The sequence below is a fragment of the Variovorax sp. S12S4 genome, from assembly GCF_023195515.1.
Lineage (GTDB): Bacteria > Pseudomonadota > Gammaproteobacteria > Burkholderiales > Burkholderiaceae_C > Variovorax.
In genome coordinates this window covers 4,518,719-4,541,985 of the sequence record NZ_JALPKR020000002.1, presented here as the reverse complement: position 1 = coordinate 4,541,985, position 23,267 = coordinate 4,518,719, and the positions used below count along the sequence as shown (strand labels likewise).

Here is a 23,267-nt window from a genome sequence, read left to right as displayed (position 1 = left end):
AGACCTGATGCCTTCCGCGGAAAGACTCGAAGCCTTTATCGCCGCCGTCGAAAGTGGCGCGCATGCCAAGGCCATCGAAAACTACTACACCGAAGACGCGACCATGCGTGAGAACCAGGCCGAGCCCCGGCGCGGCCGCGCCACGCTGGTTGCGCACGAGCAGGCGATGCTGGAGCGAACCGAATCCGTCGTTTCGACCTGCGTGCGCCCCGTGCTCGTGAACGGCGACCACGTGGTGATCCGGTGGGTGTTCGATTTCCGCTTCAAGGGCGGCAAGACCATGCGCATGGAAGAGCTCGCCTGGCAGCGCTGGGAGGGCGACCGCATTGCCGAGGAAGAATTCTTCTACGACCCGGCGCAGGCCAAGCCGGCTTGATCGGCCGATCTGCCGCTACCTAGCCCCTGCCTGGCCGCTACCTGGAGCTCTCGGCGGCCACGGCGCGCACCAGGCGCGTGGCCGATGCAACCAGTTGGCTCAGATCGCCGGCCCGGTTTTGCTCGATGGCCTGGAGCACCAGCTCGTTGATGCCGCCCACCACCGTCATGGCCATTTCGCTGGTGAGGTGTGCCGCGGGGCCGCCCTGCGCGTTGCCGCCGCTGCCATTGATGGCCAGCTGGATGAAGCTGGCAATCTCATCGTTCACCCGGCGCCGCGCCGCCAAGCCTGGCATTCCGAGCCCGAGTATCTCGATGAACAGCGTACGCAGCAGCACCGGGTCCTGCGCAAGATAGTCGAAGTAGGCGGTCATGGCCCGCTCCACCTGCGCGTGCCACGGATGCGCCGGATCGAAGGCCTCGCTCACCGCCCGCAGCGCCAGCTTGCTGGCAGCCTCGTACAGGGCAATCAGGCACTCCGATTTGGTCGCGAAGTGCTCGTAGAAGGTTCGGCGCGAAACCGCCGCTTCGCGCACGATGTCGGCAATGGTTGTCTCCGCGTAGCCTTTGGCCGCCACGGCGCGGGCCATGCCCTCCAGCAGGCGCGAGTAATGCTCGTGCACCGGCTCTCCCGAAGGGCCGGCAAGGGCTGGTTTTTCAATCGCGATGCTCATGAGGGTACATTTTCCTACGCCCTGGTACTTGACGGTACCAGCAGATGTGCGCACTATTCAGGCAACCGGTACTGACGTGTACCAACCCACCCTCCAGAGGATTGCTTTCATGACCGAGCTTGTGGTGCGCCGCCTTCTCATCGATCTGCAAACGCCGTTCGGCCGCAACTGGTGCGGGGGCGATGCATTCTCCACCGCCTTCTTCAACGCCTTGTCGATGAGCTTTCCGTTCGGCGAGCAGTTCTTCATCGATGCCGTGCGCGACACCGTGGCCACGCTGCCGGCGGAAGCGCAAGAAAAATACCGTGCCGAGGTGCGCGGCTTCATCGGGCAGGAAGCCACGCACCGTCGCATCCACACCCTCTTCAACGGCCACCTCGAAGCGCAGGGCCTGAAGGACGGCTGGACGGCCCGTGCTGCCAAGCGAATGGAGCTGATGGAAGGCGCCGATCCTCGCCACGCGCTGGCCGTGACCGCGGCGACCGAGCACTTCACTGCCATGTTTGCCGAATGGCTGCTGGCCCACCCTGAAGTGCTCGACGGCGCCGAACCTCGGCTGCGGACGATGTGGCTCTGGCATTGCGCCGAAGAGCTGGAGCACAAGTCCGTCGCCTTCGACATCTACAAGGCCGCGCAGGGTTCGGACGCGTGGCGCACGCGCTGGTTTCGCCGCGTGACCGTGATGTTCCTGGGCGACCTGCTGCACCAGACGGTCGACAACCTGCGCCATGAAGGGCAGCTGTGGAAGTGGGCGACCTGGAAAAGCGCCGCGCGCATTCTGCTGAGCAGAGGCGGCTTGCTGCGAGGAAATTGGGGCGCCTGGCGCAGCTACTTCCGCGAAGACTTTCATCCGGCGCAGCAAGACAGCAGCCTTTCGGCGCGCTGGCTCGAAAACAACCGCGCGCAATACGCCGCCGTGGGCGCGGCACCCGAAGCGGCCGGCGCGGCTCTTCAGTAGAAGCTGGCCCGGTGCGTGGGAGGGGTGACAGCCGGCCGCTGCTCGGGCCGCATCGTCAAGTCGTGCAAGGTGTCGAAGTCCGAGGGAGCATCGGGAACACGCATCACGGCTTCCAGCTCATTCAATGAGGCAACCCACTGGCCCGCGGCCGACTCGGCGGGCTCGTCGTTGGCAAAAGTGCCGTCGCGGATGTACAGGGTTTCGTTGTCGGGGCGTTCGGCGTGCAACTCGATCAGGCGCGCAATCGAGAAGTTGTAGGTCACCAGCTTCTCGCGGGTGTTGCGGTCCTTGCCGCCGCAGTTGAACGATCCTTCGGCTGCAATCACGATGCAGGAGCCCTCGACGCCGCTGTCGACATGGCTGCCGGTGCGCCAGATGGCATTGGGAAGCCGCACCCGCACCTTGTCGATCACCAGGTCGCGCTGCTTGTTGAGGCTGCCGAGCGGCGGCACCAGCGAGCGCAACTGCCGAAGGCGTTCGGCAAAGATGTTGTCCATGAAGAACTCGACATGGTGCGTCGCGCTGCCGGACGAGCGCCTGACCACCTGCATGACGACATGACGTGATTTATTCATTGCAGGTCCTTCCGCACATTGCCCGACGCCGGGCGCGCCTATACAAAATCATTTGCCGTCGACTACAAATTAGAACTTTTTATTGACTGCAATTACTTGCATCAATTGTGTCTAACTGTATATCCAATACCGCAAATAGGGAAGGAAATCTGCACCGGCGGTGCTCGGGCATGTCGCCAAAAGACGCTCAGCCCTGCTAGCCGAGCGCCGCCAGATTATTCGAGCGACTCGTCCAGCGCCTTGCACGAAGGCGCGCAAACGGTTTGCGACTTGCCGAGCACCTGGCGGGTGCGCAATTGCGACCGCACGCGGTGCTTGCCGCACATGAAGCAGGACATGGTTGCCCCGCTGAAAGACGCGGACGCACGGAACGGCGACCCTGGTGCCTTTGATTTGTAACGCAAGCCATCGGCCACGACGGCAGTCTTCACCTCAGCTTTGGCCATCGGCTTTGTCCTTTTTGGGTTCGGTATTACGCATGGCCCGTGCGATGACTTCTCTGGCGCGGACTTCGGCTGCAAGTGCCGCGTCCAGCGCCGAGCGGCACAGGCCGGCGTGTTGATAGTTGATATTTTCGTACACCTCGGCGGCAGCGGGATAAGCGTCGAGCAGGCGGCCCAGATCGGCGCCCGGTTCAACGTCGCTGAATTCGTGCACGAGGTGCTCGACCACCGAGCGGTACTGCTCCGCCCCGACGGGAACGGTGCTGTGCTCGAGCCGTTCCAGCAGTTGAGCCAGCACGTGGGTCACTGCCAGATCGGTCTTGGGAGACGGATTTTGGGTCGTGTTCATGGAGTCCATCTGGGGGCAGCATACGCTTTATGCAAGTGCCTCCTCCCGTGCGGGTGTTGGCTCGGGCGGCGCCTTATGCGCGACCTGCATGCGCCGCAGCAGGCTGTGCAGCATTTCAGTCGAAAGCCCATGGATGACCAGCCGATGTCCCGCCCGCAAGGTGGAAAGCGGCACCAGCGGGTGCTTGTTGTTGACCAGAATCAGGTGCTCCGGAGCACCCAGCACCGTCGCGGCGTAGATGCCGATGGTTTCGTCCAGCTGCAGGGAGTTGGCGGCGCGCCAAAAGTCGTTATCGGTCAACATCAACTGATACAGCGGCGTAAAAAGCTCGATGGCACTCTGCAGGTCGAGAAAATTCAGTTTGCCTTGCGGCATGTCCGAAAGCCGCAACCCAGGGTCCTTGATCATCGAAAAGTCGACATTCGGCGCCTTGCCGAGAACCATACCCTTGTCGCGCAGCGCTTGGTTCAGGCGGATCACGAAATTGAACAGGTTCAGATCGTGCTTCAGGAATGTCTCGTCCCTGAGTGCGTCGATATCGGCAGGCTCCAGCGGCGAGGTGCCCACCGGCGCGGGGGAATTGCGGCCAATGAAGCTCAGCACCTGCGAACCCAGATGGAAGTGCCGCAGGATCAGCCAGTTCGCCTCCGGCGACACGAAGCGCTTCAGCCCCCAGGCCAGCAGGTTGTGCAGCATCTTCGAGTGCGACCAGTTGCGCGGCACGAACACCTTCACCACCTGGATCAGGATGATCGTGAGCCGCGCCACCGGCCGCAGGAACGGCAGCAGATACTGGCGCGAGCCCGAGCTCGAATCGGCGAGCCACGCGGCCTTGACCTCGTCGGGCAGCGGCGTGCTCTGGTCGAGGTAGAGGGCCAGCCAGGGGCTGGGGTCGCGCTCGTCGTGGCCCTGCTCGAGAAAATCAGGCGTTCGGCTCATGTGACATTCGCTCCGTGATGTGCTGAAACTGCATCAAGTACAGCGCGGCCGTGTGGCGCGCCGTGTCGATGATCTGCCGGGCTGCGCGGCCCTGCCCTTTGCCGCCTTGGCCGTCGTTGTCCGCTTCCACGGCCATCACCATCTCGACCGCGGCAAGCCATCGGTTCAGGTGGTTCTCGTCGTTGTGGCCGTGGTACTCGAGAAAGCGGAACGCATCTGGCGGCAGCTTGAGGCCGGCCTTGATCAGCGGGAGCAGCGCCGGCACGATGCGCTGGCCCGTGCCTTCGATGATGTAGATCGCGCCCAGCAGCCCGATGGGGTCGCGCGTGGCGGCCAGGCCGTGCAGGTAGGCGTTGAGCGCCTCCCCACCGGGGTTGCGGCGCAACTCGCCGATCTCGGCCACGGTGCCGCCGGCCTTCCGGTAGTCGCTGAAGAGAATGTTGAAGTCGTCCTGCTCTTCGCCCGCGTGCACGTCGATCAACGCGGCAAGCGTCTTGTAGGGCCCCGTCAGCGAAGCGGCGCCTTCGCGCATCCAGCGGCTGCCTTCGCGCACCTGCGGAACCCACTGCTCCATCCAGTTCAGGTAATCGGGCAGCGCGAAGCGGCGCTCGCGAATCTGGCGGATCAAAGGCGTGCGCCAGACGTTGGAGCGGTAGTCGTGCCAGATGCCGGCCAGCTCGGTCAGCAGCGCGGCCAAGCCTTCAGGCGCGGCGGCCGGATCGTGCGGCGGCGCAATCGCCGTCTCGTCGTCGGCGGGCGCAGCTTCGGCGGCCGCGCGTGGGCTGGGCACCGCCTGCAGCGGCGCATCCGCCGCCTCGGCCTCCAGCAGCATGTAGGCAGCCATGAAGCGCCCCGACTCCGGCACGTAGCAGAAGATCTGCTCACCGGGCTTCAGCGTCTTGGTGTGCAAGAACTCCGACAGCATGATCAGGATCGACGCCGCGCCGGTGTTTCCGCGCCAGGCCAGGTTGCTCCACCACTTCTCGCGGGGAATCGCAAGGTCGGCCTTGGTCATCAGGTCTTCGACCACCGGAATGAATTTTTCCGACGAGTAGTGGCACAGGAAATGATCGACCCGCTTCGGATCGACCCAGCCATCGCGCACCAGCGTCGCGTATTCGTGAATGCCAACGTCGAACAGGTGCGGCAACAGGCGAATGTCCTGCCGCAGCGACAAGGCACCCGCCGCTTCCGCCTCCGCCCAGGAGCCGTAGTCCAGATGCCCGCGCGTACGGTCTTCGGTCAGGCCCAGCTGCATGCACACCGGGTAGTCGCCCGAGAACGCGCGCTGGTGCACCCATTTCAGCCGCAAACGCAGCCCCGGGTTGCCGGCCAGCCCGGGCGTGCCGTCGGAGAGCAGCAACGCGCCGGCACCGTCGGAAAGCATCCACCGCAGGAAGTGCGAATCGAAGTCCGTTTCGTAGCCACGCGCCGCGAAGCGCGAGCGCTTGAAAAGCCGCGACGGCATTTCGCTTGCCACCGCAAGCGCGCTGCGGTGCGCGCCCAGTTCGATGCCTTGCGCGGCCGACTGGATGGCCGACACGCCCGCGGCGCAGATGCCGTGTACCGACAAGGTCTCCATTGGCGCCGCCGCCAGTTCGCCCTGAATCATGTTGGCAAAGCCGGGCATGAGCGTGTCGCCGCCCGACGAACCGCTGGCCAGCAGCGAAACGCGCGACAGCTCGGCCCCGCCGCGCTGCAGGCAATCGCGGATCGCGCCCGCCGCCAGTTGCGCATTGGTTTGACGCGTCATGCCCTCCTCGTCGATTGCGTAGTGCCGCGTGAGAATGCCGTTCTCGGCCAGGATGCGCCGCTTGATGCGCTCCGACATGCGGTTGAGCGGCGCGATGTAGGCATCCATGCGCTCGTTGGGAATGGGCTCGCCGGGCATGTAGTAGCCGGCGCTCTCGATGTAGACGCGTTGAAATGGAACAGGCATGGTTCAGTGGGTTGAAGACTCGGGCGGCACCAAAGGCACGGATGACATCAGCGAGCGGCTGCGAAAGCGCGGCCACAGCGCTCCCAGCACGAACACGCGAACCATGTAGGGCACCAGTCCTTGCTCGTTGAGTGCGGGATCGACCCGCGCGCGGTAGTGCGTGCGGTGCAATTGCGTGAGTTCGGACCAATGGACATGCGGGTTCTCGTGATGTGCGGTGTGCAGGCCGATGTTGAACAGCAACGGGTTCACCAGCCCTTCGAAATTGCGTGCGTAGTTCAAGCGGGTACCCGCGGTATCGCGCCGCGCCTCCGCACTCGCCTCTGCCTTCGGTGTGGGCCTGCATCCGTCCGCATGCGCGTGCTGCAGATAGTTGGTGGCCAGCAGCCAATGCAGCCCGTGCAGTTGCGGCACGATGACGAACAGCAGCGCCTTGCGCCAGTCGAGCAGCAGCAGCGCGCTCCAGCTCCCGAGCCAAAGCGCGTATTGCGCCATGCAATAACGCCAAGGCCCCGGCTGGTGCCTTCGAAGCCGCCCGAGCCAGCCCAGGAACACGGGCACCAGCACCCACACCGCCTGGAACGGATGCAGCAAGTACCCGCGCAAGTGGTTGGTATCGCCGCCGAAGCGGTAGGTGCGCGCCACGTCCTGCGGCCCATGTCGGTGGCGATGGTGGTTGGCCACGTGCGCGGGCCAGAAAACGAAAGTCGGGTGCCCCTGCAGCAGCGTGATCCAGAAGTCGGTGAGCCGGTTCATGCGCCGCCCGCGCCACATGCGCAAGTGCACGTGGTTGTGGTGGATCACGCCCACGCCCAACGTCAGAAACAGCATCAATCCATAGAGCAGCACGGCAAAGCCATGCACCCACTGCCATGCCACCAGCGCCGGAAGCACCACCAGGTAGGCAAGGCTCTGCCAGTCGCGCCAATGGCGCAGGCGTGCCGGCCGGCGCAGCGCGTCAGGCCGGCGTGCCATGCTGCTGTTGGCGTTGCTGCTTGTCTTGAAAAGCCTGGAACTGCGGCTCGGCCGCATCGGCGGCGATGCGCGTGCCGAACAACCGGTCCATGAAAGTGAACTGGAACCCGTAGTTGCCGCCGTGGCAGGCGTGGTGCAAATGGTGCCGACGGCTCGCGGCGAACCAGTGGCTGTAAGACACCCCGGGAAAAAAGTCGTAGTTCGAGTGGCCGACGCTGTTGAAGAACAGGCTGAACAGCGGCACCGAGGCAAGCGACCAGAAGCTGAAGTCGTGCAGCAGCATCGGCAGCAAAATCACGTTGCCGAGCATCGCCGCCTCGATCGGGTGAAAGCTGTACGTGGCCCACGGCGTTGTCACGACCGAGCGGTGGTGCGGCCCGTGAAAGCGCCGCAGCCACCGCATGTGCAGCACGCGATGGTTGAACCAGAAATGCACGTCGTTCCAGACCGCGAGCACCACGATTTCAAGCGCGATCTGCCGCCAGCCCGCGTCCGCGTCGAGCCGCGCCCAGCCCAGCTGAAGCAAGCCCCACGGAAACACCATGCCCAGCCCGAAAACCAGCACCGAAACGCCCGACTGCGTCAGTTCGCGGCGCAGTTGCCCCGGCTGCAGCGGGCGCGGATCGAGCACCCGCCCGATTCCGAGTGCCGGCAGCGCCCGACGGGTCAACAGCCAATTGAGCGCGCCGAACCCCAGGTAGATCGAGCCGAAAAACGCCAGCCCCCAGCACATCACCTGGAGGACGGACAAATTTGTAAAGGTTTGCGCCATCCCCCGAGGCTACAGCAGCATTTCGGGAACCAGAGGCGCAATGATCAGGTTGTGGAGCCGTTGAAAGAACGTCGACTCCGGTTCCGAGGTCAGGATGACTTCCTTTTCCCCGTCGCTCGTGAGCCACTGCAGCGTGCCGGTGTCCTTGGCAAGGCGCAGGCGGTACGAGTTCTGCAGCTTGCTGATGTTGATGACACGCAGCATCTCGCGCGCCAACTGGGGGCTGTCGACCACCAGGCCCATCTCGGTGTTCTGGCTCGCCGAGCGCGGATCGAGGTTCATCGAGCCGATGAAGATGCGCGTCTTGTCGATGGCCGCCGTCTTGGAGTGCAGCCGCCCGAGCGATTTGCCGAACACGCCGAAGCGTTCTCCCGCGGTGGTGCGCTGCGGGCTCAGTTCGTACAGGTCGGCCCCGCCCTTGAGCAACCGCTCGCGGTAGCGCGCGTAGCCGGTGTGCACCAGCGGCTCGTCGTTGGCGGCCAGCGAATTGGTGAGCAGCGTGAGCTTGACGTTGCGCTTTGCCAGGTCTTCGAAGGCCGCCATGCCGCGCTCGCCGGGCACCAGGTACGGCGAGGTCAGGTCGACCTGGATCTTGGCGTCCATCAACAGTGCCCAGACCTGCATCGTCACGCTGGTGGCAATGGCTTCGTCCGCCGTCATGGTGGTCGGCTTGGTGGGCGGGTCGGCAATGGCTCGGGCCTCGCCCCACAAAAGCCCCATGCGGCCGCCGTCGAGCTCTTCGGCAATCGGCCCGTAACCCAGGATGTCGGAGGGCGGCAGCACGATCTTCGGCGGCGCCGCCGCCATGCCGATCCACGCATCGAAGTCCGCGGTGGTGGGCGTGCGCCCGCCCTCGCCCCGCACGATGTCCGCCACGGGCCAGACCTGCTTGCTGTTCCAGTAGGCATCGAAGATCGATTCGAGCTGCGGCAGCACCTTGCCCACCACCAGCGCGTCCATGTCGATGAAGTTCTGCGCCTCGCTCAGCACGAAATACTCGTCGGCAATGTTGCGCCCGCCCACCACCGCCATGACGCCGTCGGCGATGAAGAGCTTGTTGTGCATGCGGTGGTTGAGCCGCCCGATCTCGTGCGGCGACGCCGCGAAGCGCGACAGAAATCCGTTGCGCCCGCAACAGAACGGGTTGAACAGCCGCACGTCCACGTTGGGCGTCTGCGAAAGCGCAAGCAGCAGCTGCTGGCTCCTGGCCGTGTAGAGATCGTCCACCAGCAAGCGCACCTTCACCCCGCGCGCCGCCGCTTCGCGCAGCGAGCGCATCAGCAGCCGGCCGGTGGCGTCGTTCTCGAGCTGGTAATACTGGACCACCAGCGAACGCTGGGCACGCTGCGCAAGCTGGATGCGCGCGTCCAGCGAATACACACCGAGCGGCATCAGCCGGAAGCCCGAATGCTCACTGGGCGGCGTCGAGGCCGCCACGATCTTCGAGAGCGTGGTGGAGGGGTCGGCCGCGTCTGCAGTTACGGCCGCCCGCTCGCGCGCCGGCGGCAGCGACCCGCAGGCACCCAGCGACGCGATCATCACGCCCGCAAGGCAAATTCGAAGGAGTCGAGACCAGGCGTTCATGATCGTGGATCGGTGTTCTCTTTGGTTTTCTTTGGTTTTTCTTGACTGCTGCCGGGTATACGCTGGCCGGCGCCTGCCGGTTTCATTCGCGCCATCTTTAATTGCTCGCCCATCCTAGAATTCGCTTCACACCTGTTCGGAGTTACACCATGGCAAGACCGATCCTCTCACGCATCGCACTGATGTCGGTCGCCGCCGCAATGGCGCTCCCCGCCAGCGCCGCCCTCGACATCGGCGACCCGGTACCCAAGTTCACCGCCAACGCCGCACTCGGCGGCAAAACCTTCCGCTACTCGCTGGCCGAAGCCTTGGCCAAAGGGCCGGTGGTGTTGTACTTCTTTCCCGCGGCCGACTCCAGCGACTGTTCGATCGAGGCCCATGCGTTCGCCGAAGCCATCGACCAGTTCACGGCGCTCGGCGCCACTGTCATCGGCGTTTCGGCCGACGACATCGACACGCTCTCGAAGTTCTCGGTCAAGTCGTGCCAAAGCCGCTTTCCCGTGGCCTCGGACGAATCGAAAACGGTAATCAACGGGTTCGACGCCCTGATGCAGACGCGGCCAGACTTTGCCAACCGCCTGTCCTACGTGATTGCGCCGAACGGCACGGTGGCTTACTACTACCAGAACCTGAACCCGGACAAGCATGTGGAGCGCATGCTCAATGCGGTGCGGGCGCTGCCGCGCCCCGGCGCACCAAGGTAGCCCGGGGCCGCCGGCGGGTTTGCCCGGCTTCGCGCAAAATCCCGTTCCATGCAACTCAACTTCATCGCCAACGCCGACGTCCCGTCTTCCTCAGGCCGCACCCTGCAGGTGCTCGACCCGTCCGACGGCCAGCCTTTCGACGAAATCCAGCGCAGCAACGCCGCCGATATCGACTCCGCGGTGCGCGCGGCACGCGATTGCTTCGAGGGCGTGTGGCACAAGGTGAGCGCAGCCGACCGCGGCCGCCTTCTCTACAAGCTTTCGCAGAAGATTGCCGAGCACGTCGACGAGTTGGCCCTGCTCGAGCAGCGCGACTGCGGCAAGCCCGTGAAGCAGGCGCGTGCCGACGCGGTGGCGCTGGTGCGCTATTTCGAGTTCTATGCCGGCGCCTGCGACAAGCTGCACGGCGAGACGATTCCCTACCAGGACGGGTACAGCGTTTTCACCTGGCGCGAGCCGCACGGCGTCACGGGCCACATCATTCCCTGGAACTACCCGATGCAGATCTTCGGGCGCAGCGTGGGCGGGGCCCTGGCGGCCGGCAACGTGTGCGTGGTGAAGCCGGCCGAAGACGCCTGCCTTTCCTTGATCCGCGTGGCACAGCTCGCGGCCGAAGTCGGCTTTCCGGCCGGTGCGCTCAACATCGTGACGGGCTATGGCCACGAGGTGGGCGACGCGCTCGCGCGGCATGAAGGCATCGACCACATCAGCTTTACCGGCAGCCCAAAAATCGGCACGCTCATCCAGCAGGTGGCGGCCGAGCGGCATTGCCCGGTCACGCTCGAGCTCGGCGGCAAGAGCCCGCAGATCATCTTTGCCGACGCCGACCTCGACGCGGCCATTCCGGTGATCATCAACGCCATCGTGCAGAACGCCGGTCAGACCTGTTCGGCCGGCTCGCGTGTGCTGATCCAGCGCGGCATCTACGAGCCGCTGCTCGAACGCCTCGGCCATGCCTTCGAGGCCCTGCGCGTCGGCCCCGCGGCCATGGACCTCGACGTGGGCCCGCTGATCCGCCAGACCCAGCAGCAACGTGTGTGGGACTTTTTGAGCGACGCCCAGGTGGCCGGCATTCCAATGGTGGCCCACGGCGTCGTGGTCGACGAAGCGCCCGAAACCGGCTTCTACCAGGCCCCCACCCTGCTGCGCGACGTGCCGGTGAACCACCGCCTCGCACAGGAAGAAGTGTTCGGCCCGGTGCTTGCCGCAATGCAGTTCGCCGATGAGGACGAAGCGGTGGCGCTGGCCAACGCGACGCAGTTCGGCCTTGTTGCCGGCATCTGGACAGCAGACGGCGCACGCCAGTTCCGCATGGCCAAGCGGGTGCGCAGCGGCCAGGTGTTTATCAACAACTACGGCGCGGGCGGCGGTGTGGAACTGCCGTTCGGTGGAGTCAAGTCGTCGGGCTACGGACGCGAAAAGGGCTTTGAGGCGCTCTACGGCTTCACCACCCTCAAGACCGTCGCCATCAAGCACGGTTAAGAGGCCGGGCCGGCCGGGTCGTGGCGCAGGTCTACCCCAGCGCCGTGTCCAGCAGCATCATCAGCACGAAGCCGAGCATCAGCCCGCTGGTCGCAAAGCTTTCGTGCCCCTTGCGGTGCGACTCCGGAATGATCTCGTGGCTGATGACGAACAGCATGGCGCCGGCCGCGAAGCCCAGCCCCCACGGCAGCAGCAAGACGGAGTGGCCGACCACGGCGGCACCGAGCACCGCACCAAGGGGCTCGACCACGCCTGAAACCATTCCGATGAAGACGGCGAACCCGCGCCTGTAGCCCGCCGCCAGCAGCGCCACGGCCACCACCAGGCCTTCGGGCACGTCCTGGATTGCGATGCCAGTGGCCAGCGCGTCGGCGCGCAACCCGTTGCCGGCCGCATAGCCGACGCCGATCGCGAGACCCTCCGGCAGGTTGTGCAGTGCGATGGCAAACACGAAAAGCCAGGTGCGCCGCAGCCTGTGCGCGGTCTGGCCCTCCAGGCCCTTGATGAAGTGCTCGTGCGGCAGCACGCGGTCCAGCAGCATCAGCGCGATGCCGCCGAGCAGGATGGCCGAGCCCAACACGCCGCCGGCGGCCCAGCTGCCGCCGCCGAACATTTCCGCCTTTCGCGCCGCCTCCAGGCCGGGAATGATCAGGGAGAAGGCGCAGGCGGCCAGCATCACACCGGCGCCGAAACCGAACAGCGTGTCCTGCAGCCGCTCAGGAAGCTTCTGGGAGAACAGCACGGGCAGCGTGCCCAGCGCAGTGGCCAGCGCCGCTACCGAACCGCCCAGTAGAGCGCTCCAGACCACCGGGTCGGCGCGAACGAATTCGCAGAACCGGAAGGCCAGCGCAAGCGCGCCGGCAGAGACGATTGCCAGACCGATCCATTGGCGTGCCGAGAGATCGGTGCGCTGCATGTAAAGCACGATTGCAAGCTCCTTGTGTTGAAAGAGCCCTTTGCGTCCATTCGAGTGCTGCGTACTCAGGCACTTGGATGATAGTAATTCTCAACAACGGCGTCCAGCACGCGCTGGGCGCACTGCGCAAAAGGCGCCATGCACAAGCACTTGGCAGCATGGCCCGATACACTGCCCCGCTGCACTTTTTTCGAGGAGACACAGCGTGCGCGTCAAGGACAAATCCATCATCGTGACCGGTGCCGGCGGCGGCATCGGCGAAGGCATCGCCAAGCGGCTCGCGGCCGAGGGCGCCCAGGTGCTCGTGAACGACATCAACCCGGCAGCCGGCCAGCAGGTGGTCGAAGCCATCCTGCGCGAAGGCGGCAGGGCCTCGTTCTTTGCGGCGGACGTCACGCAGTCGGCACAGGTCAAGGCCCTGGTCGAAGCCGCGGTCGAGCGCCACGGCAAGCTCGACGCCATGGTCAACAACGCCGGCTGGACGCACCGCAACCGCCCTGCCCTCGAGGTTGGCGAAGACGAGTTCGACAAGTGCTACGCGGTCAACGTGAAGAGCATCTATCTGGCCACCGTGCACGCGGTGCCGGCGTTCCGCGCCAACGGCGGCGGCTCGTTCATCAACATCGCCTCCACGGCCGGCGTGCGTCCGCGTCCGGGGCTCACCTGGTACAACGGCTCCAAGGGCGCCGTCATCACGACGAGCAAGTCGCTGGCCGCCGAGCTCGGCCCCGACAACATCCGCGTGAACTGCATCAACCCGGTCTTCAACCCCGACACGGGCCTGGCCGCCGAATTCGCCGGCGGTCCGCTCACCGAAGAGCGCAAGGCCAAGTTCCGCGCCACCATTCCGCTCGGCCGCTTCTCGACGGCGCTCGATGTGGCCAACGCTGCGCTGTACCTCGCGAGCGACGAGGCCGCATTCATCAGCGGCGTGTGCATCGAAGTGGACGGCGCGCGCTGCGTCTAGCGCCCTGCCGAGTAGCCCTTTCCGGCTCGGCCCATCGCCGATGGAGTAAATTGGCCGCTGCCCCATGAACAGCAAAAGCACCACCGTCATTCCGCTCTCCGAAATCGGCCGCGCACGCCCGGCGGTTTCGGTGCCGGAGATTGCCGTGCCCGCCACAGGCCACCTGCTCGACCGCCTCGGCCGGCCGCTGACCGACCTGCGCATCAGCGTGACAGACCGCTGCAACTTCCGCTGCAGCTACTGCATGCCGAAAGACGTGTTCGACAAGGACTACCAATACCTGCCGCACAGCGCGCTGCTGAGCTTCGAGGAAATGACGCGGCTCGCGCGGCTTTTTGCAGCCCACGGCGTGCGCAAGATCCGCCTCACCGGCGGCGAGCCGCTGCTGCGCAAGAACATCGAGGGGCTGATCGAGCAGCTTTCCGAGCTTCGCACACCGGCCGGCGAGCCGCTGGCGCTCACGCTCACCACCAACGGCTCGCTACTGCAGCGCAAGGCGGCAGCATTGGCCGCCGCCGGCCTCCAGCGCGTGACCGTGAGCCTCGACAGCCTCGACGACGCGGTGTTCCGCCACATGAACGACGTCGATTTTCCGGTGGCCGATGTGCTGGCCGGCATCGAGGCGGCGCTGGCCGCCGGGCTCGGCCCGATCAAGGTCAACATGGTGGTCAAGCGCGGCACCAACGAGCAGGAAATCCTGCCGATGGCGCGCTACTTTCGCGACAACCACGGCGGCAAGGTCGTGCTGCGCTTCATCGAATACATGGACGTGGGCGCCACCAACGGCTGGCGCATGGACGAGGTGCTGCCTTCGGCGGAAGTCATCGCGCGCATCGGCGCCGAGTTTCCGCTGGTGCCCCTCGAGGCCAGCGCGCCCGGAGAGACCGCGCAGCGCTGGGCCTATGCCGACGGCGGCGGCGAGGTCGGCGTGATCAGCAGCGTGACCCAGGCCTTCTGCCACGACTGCAGCCGCGCGCGCCTGTCCACCGAGGGCAAGCTCTACCTCTGCCTTTTTGCCAGCGCGGGCCACGACTTGCGCCCGCTGCTGCGCGGCACCGCCACCGACGAGGAGATCGCCTCCGCCATCGGCCACATCTGGCAGGGCCGCGCCGACCGCTATTCCGAACTGCGCGCGCTTCGCGGCCCCGAAAGCGCCGAGCACGACACCAACGACAAGGCGCCGCGACGCGTCGAAATGAGCTACATCGGCGGATGACCCCAGAGACACAAGAACCCATTTCCCCCAGCGAGATCACCGGCCTGCTGCTGGCCGGCGGACGCGGCACACGCATGGGCGGCATCGACAAGGGCTTGCAGAACTTCAACGGCTCGCCGCTCGCAATGCACGCCGTGCTGCGGCTGGGCATGCAGGTCGGCGAGGTCATGATCAACGCCAACCGAAACCTGGCCGCCTACGAATCCTTCGGCGTGCCGGTGTGGCCCGATAGCCTGGCCGACTACGCGGGTCCGCTCGCGGGCTTTCTGACCGGCCTCGAGCGTTGCGAAACGCCTTACCTGTTGACCGTGCCTTGCGACACGCCGCTGTTCCCGCTCGACCTGGCAAGCCGAATGGCCGAGGCGCTGGTTGCCGACAACGCGGAAATCGCCATGGTCAGCGCCCCCGAAGCCGCCGCCGAACCCGGCGCGGCGCCGGTGCTGCGGCCGCAGCCGGTGTTCTGCCTGCTGCACACGGCGCTGCTCGAAAGCCTGGTGAACTTCACCCAGTCCGGCGGCCGCAAGATCGACGCGTGGACCGCGCAGCACCGCACCGTGCTCGTGCCCTTCGACCGGCCCGGCGATGCGCCCGATGCTTTCTTCAACGCCAATACGCTGGCCGAACTGCACGCCCTGGAAAGCCGATGAGCCGCATCGCCGACATTGCCGCCGCCCTTGCGGGCTATGACCCCCAGGCGCTGAGCGTCGACGGGGTCCAGGCCTTCCTGGCCCAGCTGGTCGCCCAAGCCGTGGTCTCCGAACGCGAAGAAGTCGGCGTGCGCGAAGCGCTCGGCCGCGTGCTGGCTGAAGACATCATCTCGCCTGTGAGCGTGCCGCCTCACGACAACTCCGCGATGGACGGCTTTGCCTTCGATGGCGCCGTCCTGCGCGACGATGCGCCCATCGACGCATCGATCGAGCTGCGCGTGGTGGGAACCGCGCTGGCCGGCGCCGCGTGGCGCGGCTCATTGGGTGCGGGCGATGCGGTCCGGATCATGACCGGCGCGGTCATGCCCGAAGGGCTCGACACCGTGATTCCGCAGGAGTTCTGCAAGGTCGACGGCGACCGCGTGAGCTTTCCGGCCAAGGTGCTCCGCCGCGGCGACAACCGCCGCTTCGCGGGCGAAGACCTCATGCAGGGCCAACCGGCCCTGAAACGTGGCGAGCGCCTGTCGCCCGCAGCCCTGGGCATGATTGCGAGCCTCGGCCTGCCTTCGGTCTCCGTGCTGCGGCGCCTGCGCGTGGCCTACTTTTCGACCGGCGACGAAATCCTGAGCCTTGGCGAACCGCCGCGCGAAGGCGCCGTGTACGACAGCAACCGCTACACGGTGTTCGGCCTGCTCACGCGGCTGGGTTGCGAAGTCATCGACCTGGGCCTGGTGCGCGACGACCCCGCCACGCTCGCCGCCACGCTGCAGCGCGCCGCCAGCGAGGCGGACGCCATCATCACCAGCGGTGGCGTGAGCGTCGGTGCCGCCGACCACACGCGCGCGGTGATGCAGCAGCTTGGCGACATGGCGTTCTGGCGGGTTGCCATGCGGCCTGGTCGGCCGATGGCCGTCGGGCTGATCCCGCGCAACCAAACCTCTTCATCGCAGCCGGGCGCAGCCGTGCTGTTCGGGCTGCCCGGCAATCCGGTGGCCGTGATGGTCACTTTTCTTGCGTTCGTGCGGCCTGCACTGCTGCGCATGATGGGCTGCCACGACATTGCCGCCGCGCCGCGGCCGCTGCTGCGTGCACGAAGCGTGGGTGCCATCCGCAAGAAGCCGGGCCGTACCGAATACCAGCGCGGCTTCGTCACGGCGGTGGCCGGCGCGCTGCCCGAGGTTCGCATTGCGGGCAACCAGGGTTCTGGTGTGCTGAGTTCGATGGTCGAGGCCAACGGGCTCGTGGTGCTGCACCACGATCAGGGCAGCGTGGCCGCGGGCGATGAAGTCGACGTGATGATGCTCGAGGACTAATCCCCGGGGCCTAGATCCGGCCGAGGGCCTTGTCCACGCCCTTGTTGGCGAGCATGTCGGCGCGCTCGTTGCCCGGATCGCCCGAGTGGCCCTTGACCCACCGCCATTCGATGACGTGGCCGCCTTCGGCCACCAGCTTGTCGAGCTTTTGCCAGAGCTCCACGTTCTTTACCGGCTGCTTGGTAGAGGTGCGCCAGCCCTTGGCTTTCCAGCCGCGGATCCATTCGGTGATGCCCATGCGCACGTATTGGCTGTCGAGATAAAGAATGACCTTGCAGGGCCGCTTGAGGGCGGCGAGGCCCTCGATCACGGCCGTGAGTTCCATGCGGTTGTTGGTGGTGTTCAGTTCGCCGCCGAACAATTCCTTTTCGGTGGCGCCCGACTTGAGCCACGCGCCCCAGCCACCGGGGCCGGGGTTGCCCTTGCACGCACCATCGGTGTAGATCACGACTTCGTTCAAAACTTTCTTTTCCTTCTTCTTTCAATCGATCATTGATTCAATCATTCGGCGTGGTCGGCCTTGTGCACCTTGCCGGCCAGGGGCACCGGCGCTGTGGCGCGCGCGGCGGCGCGGCGCCATTCGGCCCCAAGCAGTCGCATGCCGCGCACGCGCTTGACGGCCACCAGGAAATACACGGCGCCAAAAATGGGCCACCAGCGCTCGCCGGCTGTGTCCATCCAGCGGCAGCGCTCCAGCCATGCCTCGCTGCGCACCGCGGGCCGGTAAACGCCAAAACGCCCCGACTCCACCTCGAAGCTCAAGAGCCGCAGCCAGTCGCGAATGCGCCAGTAGCCGATGAACTCGCCGCCCTCGGGCAAGAAGAGTTCGCCGAAGCCGAGCTTGCGGTAGAGGTGCGCGCGGCGCTGCCGCATGCCCCACAGGCTGGCCGGGTTGAGCCCGCAGATCACCACGCGGCCTTCGGGCACCAGCACCCGCTCCACTTCGCGCAAGGTGGCGTGGGGGTCGGGGCTCAGCTCCAGTGCGTGCGGCAGCACCACCAGGTCCAGGCTGTTGGCCGCGAACGGCAGCGCCGCAAAGTCGGTGAACAGCGCGGCCCTGCCGGGTTGCTGCAAGGGGTCGCTCAAGGCGAGCCAGCGGTGCGGCATGCGGTTGGCGCGCAGCCCCTCGATCTCGGCTGCGCCCAGCTGCAGCGCGTGATAGCCGAAGACATCCGCCACGGCTTCGTCGAACTGGGCCTGCTCCCACGCCAGGAGGTAGCGGCCGGGGGGGGTCGCGAACCAATCCTGCAAACCTATAATTTGACCGCTCATGACCCTTGTTCCGCTGCCCGCCTTCGCTGACAACTACATCTGGATGCTGCAGGACGGCTCCAACGCGATCGTGGTGGACCCGGGCGACGCTCAACCGGTATTCAACGCATTGACGCGCGACAAGCTGCAGCTCGCCGCGATTCTAGTCACGCACCACCACCCCGATCACACGGGCGGCGTGGCCGCGCTCCATGCGGCAACCGGCGCGCCGGTCTTCGGCCCCGCGCGCGAGCGCATCCCCGAACCCTTCACGCCGCTTTCGCATGGCGACAGCGCCGAAGTGCTCGGGCTGCGCTTCCAGGTCATCGACGTGCCGGGCCACACGGCCGGCCACATTGCCTACTTCTTGCCCGCACACCAGGGCCAGGCGCCGCTGCTGTTTTGCGGCGACACGCTGTTCTCCGGCGGCTGCGGCCGCCTGTTCGAAGGCACGCCGGCGCAAATGCTGGCTTCGCTCGATGCGCTTGCAGCGCTGCCCGGCGACTCCCGCGTGTGTTGTGCGCACGAATACACACTTGCTAACCTGCGTTTTGCCCAAGCGGTGGAACCCGGCAATGCCGATCTGACTCAGTACACCGCGCATTGCGAAAGCCTGCGCGCGCAGGGGCAGCCCACGCTGCCTTCGCAATTGGCCACCGAACGCCGAATCAACCCCTTTCTTCGCAGCCGCGAAGCCACTGTCCTTAGAGCGGTGCGCGAGCACGCCGAGCTTTCCGCGAATGCGGGCGAAGCCGATGTATTTGCCGCACTGCGCCAATGGAAAAACGACTTCCGATGAAATTTATCGCTGCTGCCTGCCTTGCAGGCTCACTGTTGCTCGCGGGCTGCGCGGGCACCACCACGGCCCCCTCTTCGTCCGGCACTTCCGCCCCATCCGCCACCGCCGGCGGTACCGCCTCCAAGGTGGCCGGCAGCGCGGCGCCCGTCTACCCGGGCGGCCCTCTCACTCCCATCACCAGCAGCGAAGCGCATTCGCAAAGCGTCGTCACGCTCGCACCGCCCGCAGACATGTGGGACCGCATCCGCCGTGGCTTCAAGATGCCCAACCTCGAGAGCGACCTCGTGCGCGACCGCGAGCAGTGGTATGCCAGCCGGCCCGACTACATCCAGCGCATGACCGAGCGCTCGAACAAGTACATGTTCCACATCGTCGAGGAACTCGAGCGGCGCAACATGCCCACCGAACTCGCGCTGCTGCCTTACATCGAGAGCGCATTCAACCCGCAGGCCATTTCCAGCGCACGCGCCGCGGGCATGTGGCAGTTCATGCCGGCCACCGGCACCGACTTCGACCTGAAGCAGAACATCTTCCGCGACGACCGCCGCGACGTGGTGGCATCGACTCGCGCCGCGCTGGACTACCTGCAAAAGCTCTACCGCATGTTCGGCGACTGGCAGCTTGCGCTGGCCGCGTACAACTGGGGTGAAGGCAGCGTGAGCCGCGCCATTGCCAAGAACCAGCGCCTGGGCCTGCCCACCACCTACAGCGATCTTTCCATGCCGGCCGAAACGCGGCTCTACGTGCCCAAGCTGCAGGCCGTGAAGAACATCGTTGCGAACCCGCAGGCGTTCAACACCGAGCTGCCGCTGATCGCCAACCACCCGTACTTCCAGACCGTGACGCTCACGCGCGACCTCGACGTCGAGCTGGCGGCCAAGCTGGCCGACGTTCGGCTCGAAGACTTTCGCGCACTGAACCCCGCCGCGCACAAGCCGGTGCTGCTTGCGGCCGGAACGCAGCAGATCCTGCTGCCCTGGGACAACGCAGCCGTGTTCCAGCGCAATTTCGACGCCTATTCGCAAGGCCAGTACGCCAGCTGGACGGCATGGGTGGTTCCCAACACCATGACGGTGGCCGATGCCGCCCAGCGCTCGGGCATGAGCGAGGCCGATCTGCGCGCGCTCAACAGCATTCCGCCGCGCATGCTCATCAAGGCGGGCTCCACGCTCATCGTGCCGCGCGGCGCCGCGCGTGAAAGAAGACGTGACGGCCGTGGTCGCAGACAGCGGACACCTGAGCTTCCAGCCCGAAATTGTCAACCGCCGCACCACCATCAAGGCCGGGCGCAACGACAGCGTGGCCAGCATTGCGCGCCGCTACAAGCTCGCGCCCTCCAACGTGGCCGAGTGGAACGACGTCAAGCCCAACCACGCATTCAAGCGCGGCTACAGCGTGGTCGTGTACCTGCCGGTTCGCGCCGCACCCGCGGCTCGCGTCGGATCTGGGGCAGGCCCGGCTCGCGGCCGCGCCACCGCAAGCGCCAAGCGCGGCGGCAGCGCGGTAAAGGCGACTGCCGCGCGCGGCAGCAACGTGGCGAAGTCGAGCGGCAAGCAGCAGGTCGTGCGCGAAAAGCGCGGCGGCACGCCGGCAAAGAAGAAGCGCTGAACCCGGCTAGAGCTTTTCAGTCTCGCCGCTGCGCGGCTGCCACTTCATCAGGCGCTTCTCGATGAGCCCCACCAGCCCGTCGAGCAGCAGCGCAAAAGCGGTGAGCACCACAATGCCGGCAAACACGGTGTTGACGTCGAAGGTGCCTTCGGCCTGCAGTATCAGGTAGCCCACGCCGCGCGCCGAGCCCAGGTACTCGCCCACCACCGCGCCCACGAAGGCCAGGCCCACCGAGGTGTGCAGGCTCGAGAACACCCAGCTGGTGGCGCTGGGCAGATAGACGGTGCGCAGCAGCTGCCGCTGATTCGCGCCCAGCATCTTCGCGTTGGCCAGCACCACGGGGCTGACCTCGCGCACGCCCTGGTACACGTTGAAGAACACGATGAAGAACACCAGCGTGACGGCCAGCGCCACCTTGCTCCAGATGCCCAGGCCGAACCACAGCGCGAAGATCGGCGCCAGGATCACGCGCGGCATCGAATTGGCGGCCTTGATGTAGGGATCGAGAATCAGGCTCGCCGTGGGCGCCAGCGCCAGCCAGAGTCCGCACGCCAGGCCGAGCACCGTGCCGATGCCGAAGGCCAGCACCGTCTCGAGCAGCGTGGTGCCCAGGTGGCGGTAGATGTCCGCATTGCCTTTCAGCCCCTCTGGGAACAGCAGGTTCGGCGGCACTTCGAACGGCAGAAACCAGCTCCAGATGCGGCCGGCCACCTGAATGGGCTCGCCCAGGAAGAACGCGATCTGCTGGTTGCGCGAGGCCACGTGCCAGGCCACGAGCAACACCACGAGCAGCACCAGTTGCCAGAAGCGCGCGTTGCGTTCGTTCAGGCGCGGCATCATGCGGCCTTCCTCAGTTGCTGCGCGTAGCCCTTGAGAACTTCGTCGCGCAGCACCTCCCAGATCTGCGTGTGCAGTTCGACAAAGCGCGGCTGCGTGCGCACCTCGGCGACGTCGCGCGGGCGGGCGAGGTCGATGGCGAATTCGCCGATGGGGTGCGTGGCCGGGCCGGCCGACAGCACCACCACGCGGTCGCTCATCGCAATGGCCTCGTCGAGATCGTGCGTGATGAAGAGCACCGCCTTTTTCTTGGCACTCCACAGTTCAAGCACTTCGTTTTCCATCAGCTGCCGGGTCTGTATGTCGAGCGCGCTGAAGGGCTCGTCCATGAGGATGATGTCGGGGTCGAGCACCAGCGTTTGCGCCAATGCCACGCGCTTGCGCATGCCGCCCGACAGCTGGTGCGGATAGCGGTCGCCGAAACCCGAAAGCCCCACGCGCGAAAGCCAGGCCTCGGCCTGCTCGCGCGCATCGGCATCCGAAACGCCCCGGTACTGCAGCCCCACCATCACGTTGGCGACGGCGCTGCGCCACGGCATCAGCGCCTCGGTCTGGAACATGTAGCCGGCCCGCGCGTTCACGCCGGCAAGCGTCTGGCCAAACACCTTCACCGTGCCCGACGACGGCTCGAGCAGGCCCGCGCCCACATTCAGCAACGTCGACTTGCCGCAGCCCGTCGGCCCCACCACCGACACGAACTCCCCTGCCCTGACGCGCAGCGTGGTGTCTGCCACCGCGGTGTAGCGCTGGCCCGGATCGTCCTTCGAGTGAAAGGTGCAACTGATGGAGAGAAGTTCGAGTGCGTAGTCGGACATGTCTGGCTGCAAGAAAAAACCCGGCCGAAGCCGGGTCGCGAGGACGTCCGGAGGTCAGGCTTTGAACCTGTCCTTCGCGCGCCGGGCAAAATCGTTGGTGTAGGTCTTGGCAAGATCGATCTTGTCGGCCTTCACTGCCGCGTCGAAGCTCGAAATGGCCGTGAGCGCCGTCTTCGGCCCCTCGGCCGGCACGAGGCCATCGGTGGCAATCGATTCGCGCACCTTGTCGAAAGACGCAAGGTACAGCGCGCGGTCGCCGAGCAGATAGGTTTCGGGCACCGTCTTGATGATGTCGCCTGGCCCCGCCGTCTGCAGCCACTTGAGGCCGTGCACGATGGCGTTGGCCAGCGCCTGGCAGGTGTTGGGGTTCTTCTGGATGAAGTCCATCGGCGCGTAAAGGCAGGCCGCGGGCATCGGCCCGCCGAACACCTGCTGCGTGCCCTTGAGCGTGCGCGTGTCGCTGATGATCTTCACGTCGCCCTTCTGCTCGAGCATGGTCATCACCGGGTCGGTGTTGCTGATGGCGTCGATCTGGCCCGAGCGCAGCGCCGTGAGTGCGCCGGCCGCGACACCCACGCCGATGTAGCTCACGTCGCTGGCCTTCAGGCCGCCGCGCGAGAGCACGAGGTTGGCCACCATGTTGGTCGACGAGCCCGGCGCGGAGACGCCGATCTTCTTGCCCTTCAGGTCGGCAATGCCGGCATAGCCCGCCATGTTCTTGGTCGACACCCCAACCGCGATTTGCGGCGCGCGGCCCTGCAGCACAAAGGCCTGGAAGAACTGGTTCTTGGCCTGCAGGTTGATGGTGTGTTCGTAAGCGCCGGAGCACACGTCGGCCGAACCACCCACCACGGCCTGCAGAGCGCGTGCGCCGCCGGCAAAGTCTGAAATCTCGACCTCGAGGCCTTCGGCCTTGAAGTAGCCGAGCTGCTCGGAGATGGTGAGAGGCAGATAGTAGAAGGCCGCCTTGCCGCCGACTGCGATGGAAATCTTCGTCTTCTCGAGCTTGGCTTGCGCAAAGACCCGCGGCAGCGCAACTGCTGCGGCAGCAACTGCGGAGGCGGTGATGAGGGTTCTGCGATGGAGCATGGAGCGGTCCTGCGGGCTCTTTGATTCTGGTGAACTGAAT

The 23,267-nt window shown here is 65.9% G+C and carries 24 protein-coding genes and 1 pseudogene; 10 read left to right on the top strand and 15 right to left on the bottom strand.

Features of this window, described 5'->3' with window-relative positions; translation table 11 throughout:
* The first annotated feature begins 7 nt into the window (after positions 1 to 7).
* Complete coding sequence (locus M0765_RS22360) at positions 8 to 376, top strand: nuclear transport factor 2 family protein (RefSeq protein ID WP_258505967.1); 369 nt, start codon at positions 8 to 10, stop codon at positions 374 to 376.
* 37 nt (positions 377 to 413) lie between these two features.
* Here the strand turns inward: M0765_RS22360 and M0765_RS22355 are convergent, their stop codons facing one another.
* A complete protein-coding gene (locus M0765_RS22355; RefSeq protein WP_258505966.1) occupies positions 414 to 1,049 on the bottom strand; it encodes a TetR/AcrR family transcriptional regulator in 636 nt (211 codons plus the stop codon).
* A 109-nt stretch (positions 1,050 to 1,158) separates the two neighbouring features.
* On the opposite strand from M0765_RS22355, the gene M0765_RS22350 reads away from it, so the two are divergent.
* Complete coding sequence (locus M0765_RS22350; RefSeq protein ID WP_258505964.1) at positions 1,159 to 2,007, top strand: metal-dependent hydrolase; 849 nt, start codon at positions 1,159 to 1,161, stop codon at positions 2,005 to 2,007.
* On the opposite strand, the gene M0765_RS22345 is transcribed toward M0765_RS22350, so the two are convergent.
* The 8 genes from M0765_RS22345 to M0765_RS22310 all read right to left on the bottom strand — a co-directional run bounded on the left by M0765_RS22345 (position 2,001) and on the right by M0765_RS22310 (position 9,583).
* Complete coding sequence (locus tag M0765_RS22345) at positions 2,001 to 2,582, bottom strand: hypothetical protein (protein WP_258505963.1); 582 nt, start codon at positions 2,580 to 2,582, stop codon at positions 2,001 to 2,003. The genes M0765_RS22350 and M0765_RS22345 overlap by 7 nt on opposite strands.
* Positions 2,583 to 2,797: 215 nt before the next feature.
* Positions 2,798 to 3,028, bottom strand: coding sequence for a hypothetical protein (locus tag M0765_RS22340; RefSeq protein WP_012747462.1), 231 nt, complete (start codon positions 3,026 to 3,028; stop codon positions 2,798 to 2,800).
* The gene (locus M0765_RS22335; protein ID WP_126746489.1) at positions 3,015 to 3,383 is read right to left on the bottom strand and encodes a hypothetical protein; all 369 of its coding nucleotides are present in this window, start codon (positions 3,381 to 3,383) and stop codon (positions 3,015 to 3,017) included. The genes M0765_RS22340 and M0765_RS22335 overlap by 14 nt, the downstream gene beginning before the upstream one ends.
* An 18-nt stretch (positions 3,384 to 3,401) precedes the next feature.
* On the bottom strand, positions 3,402 to 4,313 hold the full coding sequence (locus M0765_RS22330; RefSeq protein ID WP_258505962.1) for a DUF6999 family protein: 912 nt from the start codon (positions 4,311 to 4,313) through the stop codon (positions 3,402 to 3,404).
* Positions 4,297 to 6,252, bottom strand: coding sequence for a 3-oxoacyl-[acyl-carrier-protein] synthase III C-terminal domain-containing protein (locus M0765_RS22325; RefSeq protein ID WP_258505961.1), 1,956 nt, complete (start codon positions 6,250 to 6,252; stop codon positions 4,297 to 4,299). The genes M0765_RS22330 and M0765_RS22325 overlap by 17 nt, the downstream gene beginning before the upstream one ends.
* A gap of 3 nt (positions 6,253 to 6,255) precedes the next feature.
* On the bottom strand, positions 6,256 to 7,227 hold the full coding sequence (locus tag M0765_RS22320) for a fatty acid desaturase family protein (RefSeq protein WP_258505959.1): 972 nt from the start codon (positions 7,225 to 7,227) through the stop codon (positions 6,256 to 6,258).
* Complete coding sequence (locus M0765_RS22315; protein ID WP_258505957.1) at positions 7,211 to 7,999, bottom strand: sterol desaturase family protein; 789 nt, start codon at positions 7,997 to 7,999, stop codon at positions 7,211 to 7,213. The genes M0765_RS22320 and M0765_RS22315 overlap by 17 nt, the downstream gene beginning before the upstream one ends.
* A 9-nt stretch (positions 8,000 to 8,008) precedes the next feature.
* Positions 8,009 to 9,583 carry a phospholipase D family protein gene (locus M0765_RS22310; protein ID WP_258505956.1) on the bottom strand — a complete coding sequence of 525 codons (1,575 nt, stop codon included), beginning with the start codon at positions 9,581 to 9,583 and terminating at the stop codon, positions 8,009 to 8,011.
* A 149-nt stretch (positions 9,584 to 9,732) separates the two neighbouring features.
* On the opposite strand from M0765_RS22310, the gene M0765_RS22305 reads away from it, so the two are divergent.
* Both M0765_RS22305 and M0765_RS22300 read left to right on the top strand, forming a co-directional pair.
* Positions 9,733 to 10,287, top strand: coding sequence for a peroxiredoxin (locus M0765_RS22305; protein ID WP_258505954.1), 555 nt, complete (start codon positions 9,733 to 9,735; stop codon positions 10,285 to 10,287).
* Between the two features lie 48 nt (positions 10,288 to 10,335).
* Positions 10,336 to 11,769, top strand: coding sequence for an aldehyde dehydrogenase family protein (locus M0765_RS22300; protein ID WP_258505952.1), 1,434 nt, complete (start codon positions 10,336 to 10,338; stop codon positions 11,767 to 11,769).
* Positions 11,770 to 11,800: 31 nt separating this feature from the next.
* Here the strand turns inward: M0765_RS22300 and M0765_RS22295 are convergent, their stop codons facing one another.
* A complete protein-coding gene (locus M0765_RS22295; protein ID WP_258508389.1) occupies positions 11,801 to 12,685 on the bottom strand; it encodes a ZIP family metal transporter in 885 nt (294 codons plus the stop codon).
* 205 nt (positions 12,686 to 12,890) lie between these two features.
* On the opposite strand from M0765_RS22295, the gene M0765_RS22290 reads away from it, so the two are divergent.
* From M0765_RS22290 to moeA, 4 genes are all read left to right on the top strand, one after another.
* Positions 12,891 to 13,652 carry an SDR family oxidoreductase gene (locus M0765_RS22290; RefSeq protein ID WP_258505951.1) on the top strand — a complete coding sequence of 254 codons (762 nt, stop codon included), beginning with the start codon at positions 12,891 to 12,893 and terminating at the stop codon, positions 13,650 to 13,652.
* 64 nt (positions 13,653 to 13,716) lie between these two features.
* Positions 13,717 to 14,868: a GTP 3',8-cyclase MoaA gene (gene moaA, locus M0765_RS22285; RefSeq protein WP_258505950.1), complete on the top strand. Its 1,152-nt coding sequence runs from the start codon at positions 13,717 to 13,719 to the stop codon at positions 14,866 to 14,868.
* On the top strand, positions 14,865 to 15,515 hold the full coding sequence (mobA, locus tag M0765_RS22280; protein ID WP_258505949.1) for a molybdenum cofactor guanylyltransferase MobA: 651 nt from the start codon (positions 14,865 to 14,867) through the stop codon (positions 15,513 to 15,515). The genes moaA and mobA overlap by 4 nt, the downstream gene beginning before the upstream one ends.
* Positions 15,512 to 16,828, top strand: a complete 1,317-nt coding sequence (gene moeA / locus M0765_RS22275) for a molybdopterin molybdotransferase MoeA (protein ID WP_258505948.1) — start codon at positions 15,512 to 15,514, stop codon at positions 16,826 to 16,828. Before mobA ends, moeA begins: the two co-directional genes overlap by 4 nt.
* Positions 16,829 to 16,838: 10 nt before the next feature.
* On the opposite strand, the gene rnhA is transcribed toward moeA, so the two are convergent.
* Both rnhA and M0765_RS22265 read right to left on the bottom strand, forming a co-directional pair.
* A complete protein-coding gene (gene rnhA / locus M0765_RS22270; protein WP_126746501.1) occupies positions 16,839 to 17,288 on the bottom strand; it encodes a ribonuclease HI in 450 nt (149 codons plus the stop codon).
* 41 nt (positions 17,289 to 17,329) lie between these two features.
* Positions 17,330 to 18,100 carry a class I SAM-dependent methyltransferase gene (locus tag M0765_RS22265; RefSeq protein WP_258505947.1) on the bottom strand — a complete coding sequence of 257 codons (771 nt, stop codon included), beginning with the start codon at positions 18,098 to 18,100 and terminating at the stop codon, positions 17,330 to 17,332.
* Here M0765_RS22265 and gloB point away from each other — a divergent pair.
* Positions 18,099 to 18,878 (top strand): hydroxyacylglutathione hydrolase, encoded by a 780-nt coding sequence (gloB, locus tag M0765_RS22260; protein WP_126746502.1) that lies wholly within the window; start codon positions 18,099 to 18,101, stop codon positions 18,876 to 18,878. The genes M0765_RS22265 and gloB overlap by 2 nt on opposite strands.
* Positions 18,875 to 20,486, top strand: a pseudogene (locus M0765_RS22255) (transglycosylase SLT domain-containing protein). Before gloB ends, M0765_RS22255 begins: the two are co-directional and overlap by 4 nt.
* Positions 20,487 to 20,492: 6 nt before the next feature.
* Here the strand turns inward: M0765_RS22255 and M0765_RS22250 are convergent.
* From M0765_RS22250 to M0765_RS22240, 3 genes are read right to left on the bottom strand one after another with little or no spacing between them, the layout of a single operon-like run.
* On the bottom strand, positions 20,493 to 21,326 hold the full coding sequence (locus tag M0765_RS22250; protein ID WP_126746504.1) for an ABC transporter permease: 834 nt from the start codon (positions 21,324 to 21,326) through the stop codon (positions 20,493 to 20,495).
* A complete protein-coding gene (locus M0765_RS22245; protein ID WP_258505945.1) occupies positions 21,323 to 22,138 on the bottom strand; it encodes an ABC transporter ATP-binding protein in 816 nt (271 codons plus the stop codon). The genes M0765_RS22250 and M0765_RS22245 overlap by 4 nt, the downstream gene beginning before the upstream one ends.
* A 54-nt stretch (positions 22,139 to 22,192) precedes the next feature.
* Positions 22,193 to 23,227, bottom strand: a complete 1,035-nt coding sequence (locus M0765_RS22240; RefSeq protein WP_258505943.1) for an ABC transporter substrate-binding protein — start codon at positions 23,225 to 23,227, stop codon at positions 22,193 to 22,195.
* Positions 23,228 to 23,267 lie beyond the last annotated feature (40 nt).

Bases quoted from the DNA above. Each gene is read 5' to 3' on its own strand.
- M0765_RS22350 (WP_258505964.1), top strand. From the start codon at position 1,159: ATGACCGAGCTTGTGGTGCGCCGCCTTCTCATCGATCTGCAAACGCCG.
- moaA (WP_258505950.1), top strand. From the start codon at position 13,717: ATGAACAGCAAAAGCACCACCGTCATTCCGCTCTCCGAAATCGGCCGC.
- M0765_RS22250 (WP_126746504.1), bottom strand. From the start codon at position 21,326: ATGATGCCGCGCCTGAACGAACGCAACGCGCGCTTCTGGCAACTGGTG.
- M0765_RS22240 (WP_258505943.1), bottom strand. From the start codon at position 23,227: ATGCTCCATCGCAGAACCCTCATCACCGCCTCCGCAGTTGCTGCCGCA.
- M0765_RS22315 (WP_258505957.1), bottom strand. From the start codon at position 7,999: ATGGCGCAAACCTTTACAAATTTGTCCGTCCTCCAGGTGATGTGCTGG.
- M0765_RS22310 (WP_258505956.1), bottom strand. From the start codon at position 9,583: ATGAACGCCTGGTCTCGACTCCTTCGAATTTGCCTTGCGGGCGTGATG.
- M0765_RS22320 (WP_258505959.1), bottom strand. From the start codon at position 7,227: ATGGCACGCCGGCCTGACGCGCTGCGCCGGCCGGCACGCCTGCGCCAT.
- M0765_RS22245 (WP_258505945.1), bottom strand. From the start codon at position 22,138: ATGTCCGACTACGCACTCGAACTTCTCTCCATCAGTTGCACCTTTCAC.
- M0765_RS22345 (WP_258505963.1), bottom strand. From the start codon at position 2,582: ATGAATAAATCACGTCATGTCGTCATGCAGGTGGTCAGGCGCTCGTCC.
- mobA (WP_258505949.1), top strand. From the start codon at position 14,865: ATGACCCCAGAGACACAAGAACCCATTTCCCCCAGCGAGATCACCGGC.
- M0765_RS22335 (WP_126746489.1), bottom strand. From the start codon at position 3,383: ATGGACTCCATGAACACGACCCAAAATCCGTCTCCCAAGACCGATCTG.
- M0765_RS22355 (WP_258505966.1), bottom strand. From the start codon at position 1,049: ATGAGCATCGCGATTGAAAAACCAGCCCTTGCCGGCCCTTCGGGAGAG.
- M0765_RS22295 (WP_258508389.1), bottom strand. From the start codon at position 12,685: ATGCAGCGCACCGATCTCTCGGCACGCCAATGGATCGGTCTGGCAATC.
- M0765_RS22325 (WP_258505961.1), bottom strand. From the start codon at position 6,252: ATGCCTGTTCCATTTCAACGCGTCTACATCGAGAGCGCCGGCTACTAC.
- M0765_RS22305 (WP_258505954.1), top strand. From the start codon at position 9,733: ATGGCAAGACCGATCCTCTCACGCATCGCACTGATGTCGGTCGCCGCC.
- M0765_RS22340 (WP_012747462.1), bottom strand. From the start codon at position 3,028: ATGGCCAAAGCTGAGGTGAAGACTGCCGTCGTGGCCGATGGCTTGCGT.
- M0765_RS22360 (WP_258505967.1), top strand. From the start codon at position 8: ATGCCTTCCGCGGAAAGACTCGAAGCCTTTATCGCCGCCGTCGAAAGT.
- M0765_RS22330 (WP_258505962.1), bottom strand. From the start codon at position 4,313: ATGAGCCGAACGCCTGATTTTCTCGAGCAGGGCCACGACGAGCGCGAC.
- moeA (WP_258505948.1), top strand. From the start codon at position 15,512: ATGAGCCGCATCGCCGACATTGCCGCCGCCCTTGCGGGCTATGACCCC.
- M0765_RS22265 (WP_258505947.1), bottom strand. From the start codon at position 18,100: ATGAGCGGTCAAATTATAGGTTTGCAGGATTGGTTCGCGACCCCCCCC.
- M0765_RS22300 (WP_258505952.1), top strand. From the start codon at position 10,336: ATGCAACTCAACTTCATCGCCAACGCCGACGTCCCGTCTTCCTCAGGC.
- gloB (WP_126746502.1), top strand. From the start codon at position 18,099: ATGACCCTTGTTCCGCTGCCCGCCTTCGCTGACAACTACATCTGGATG.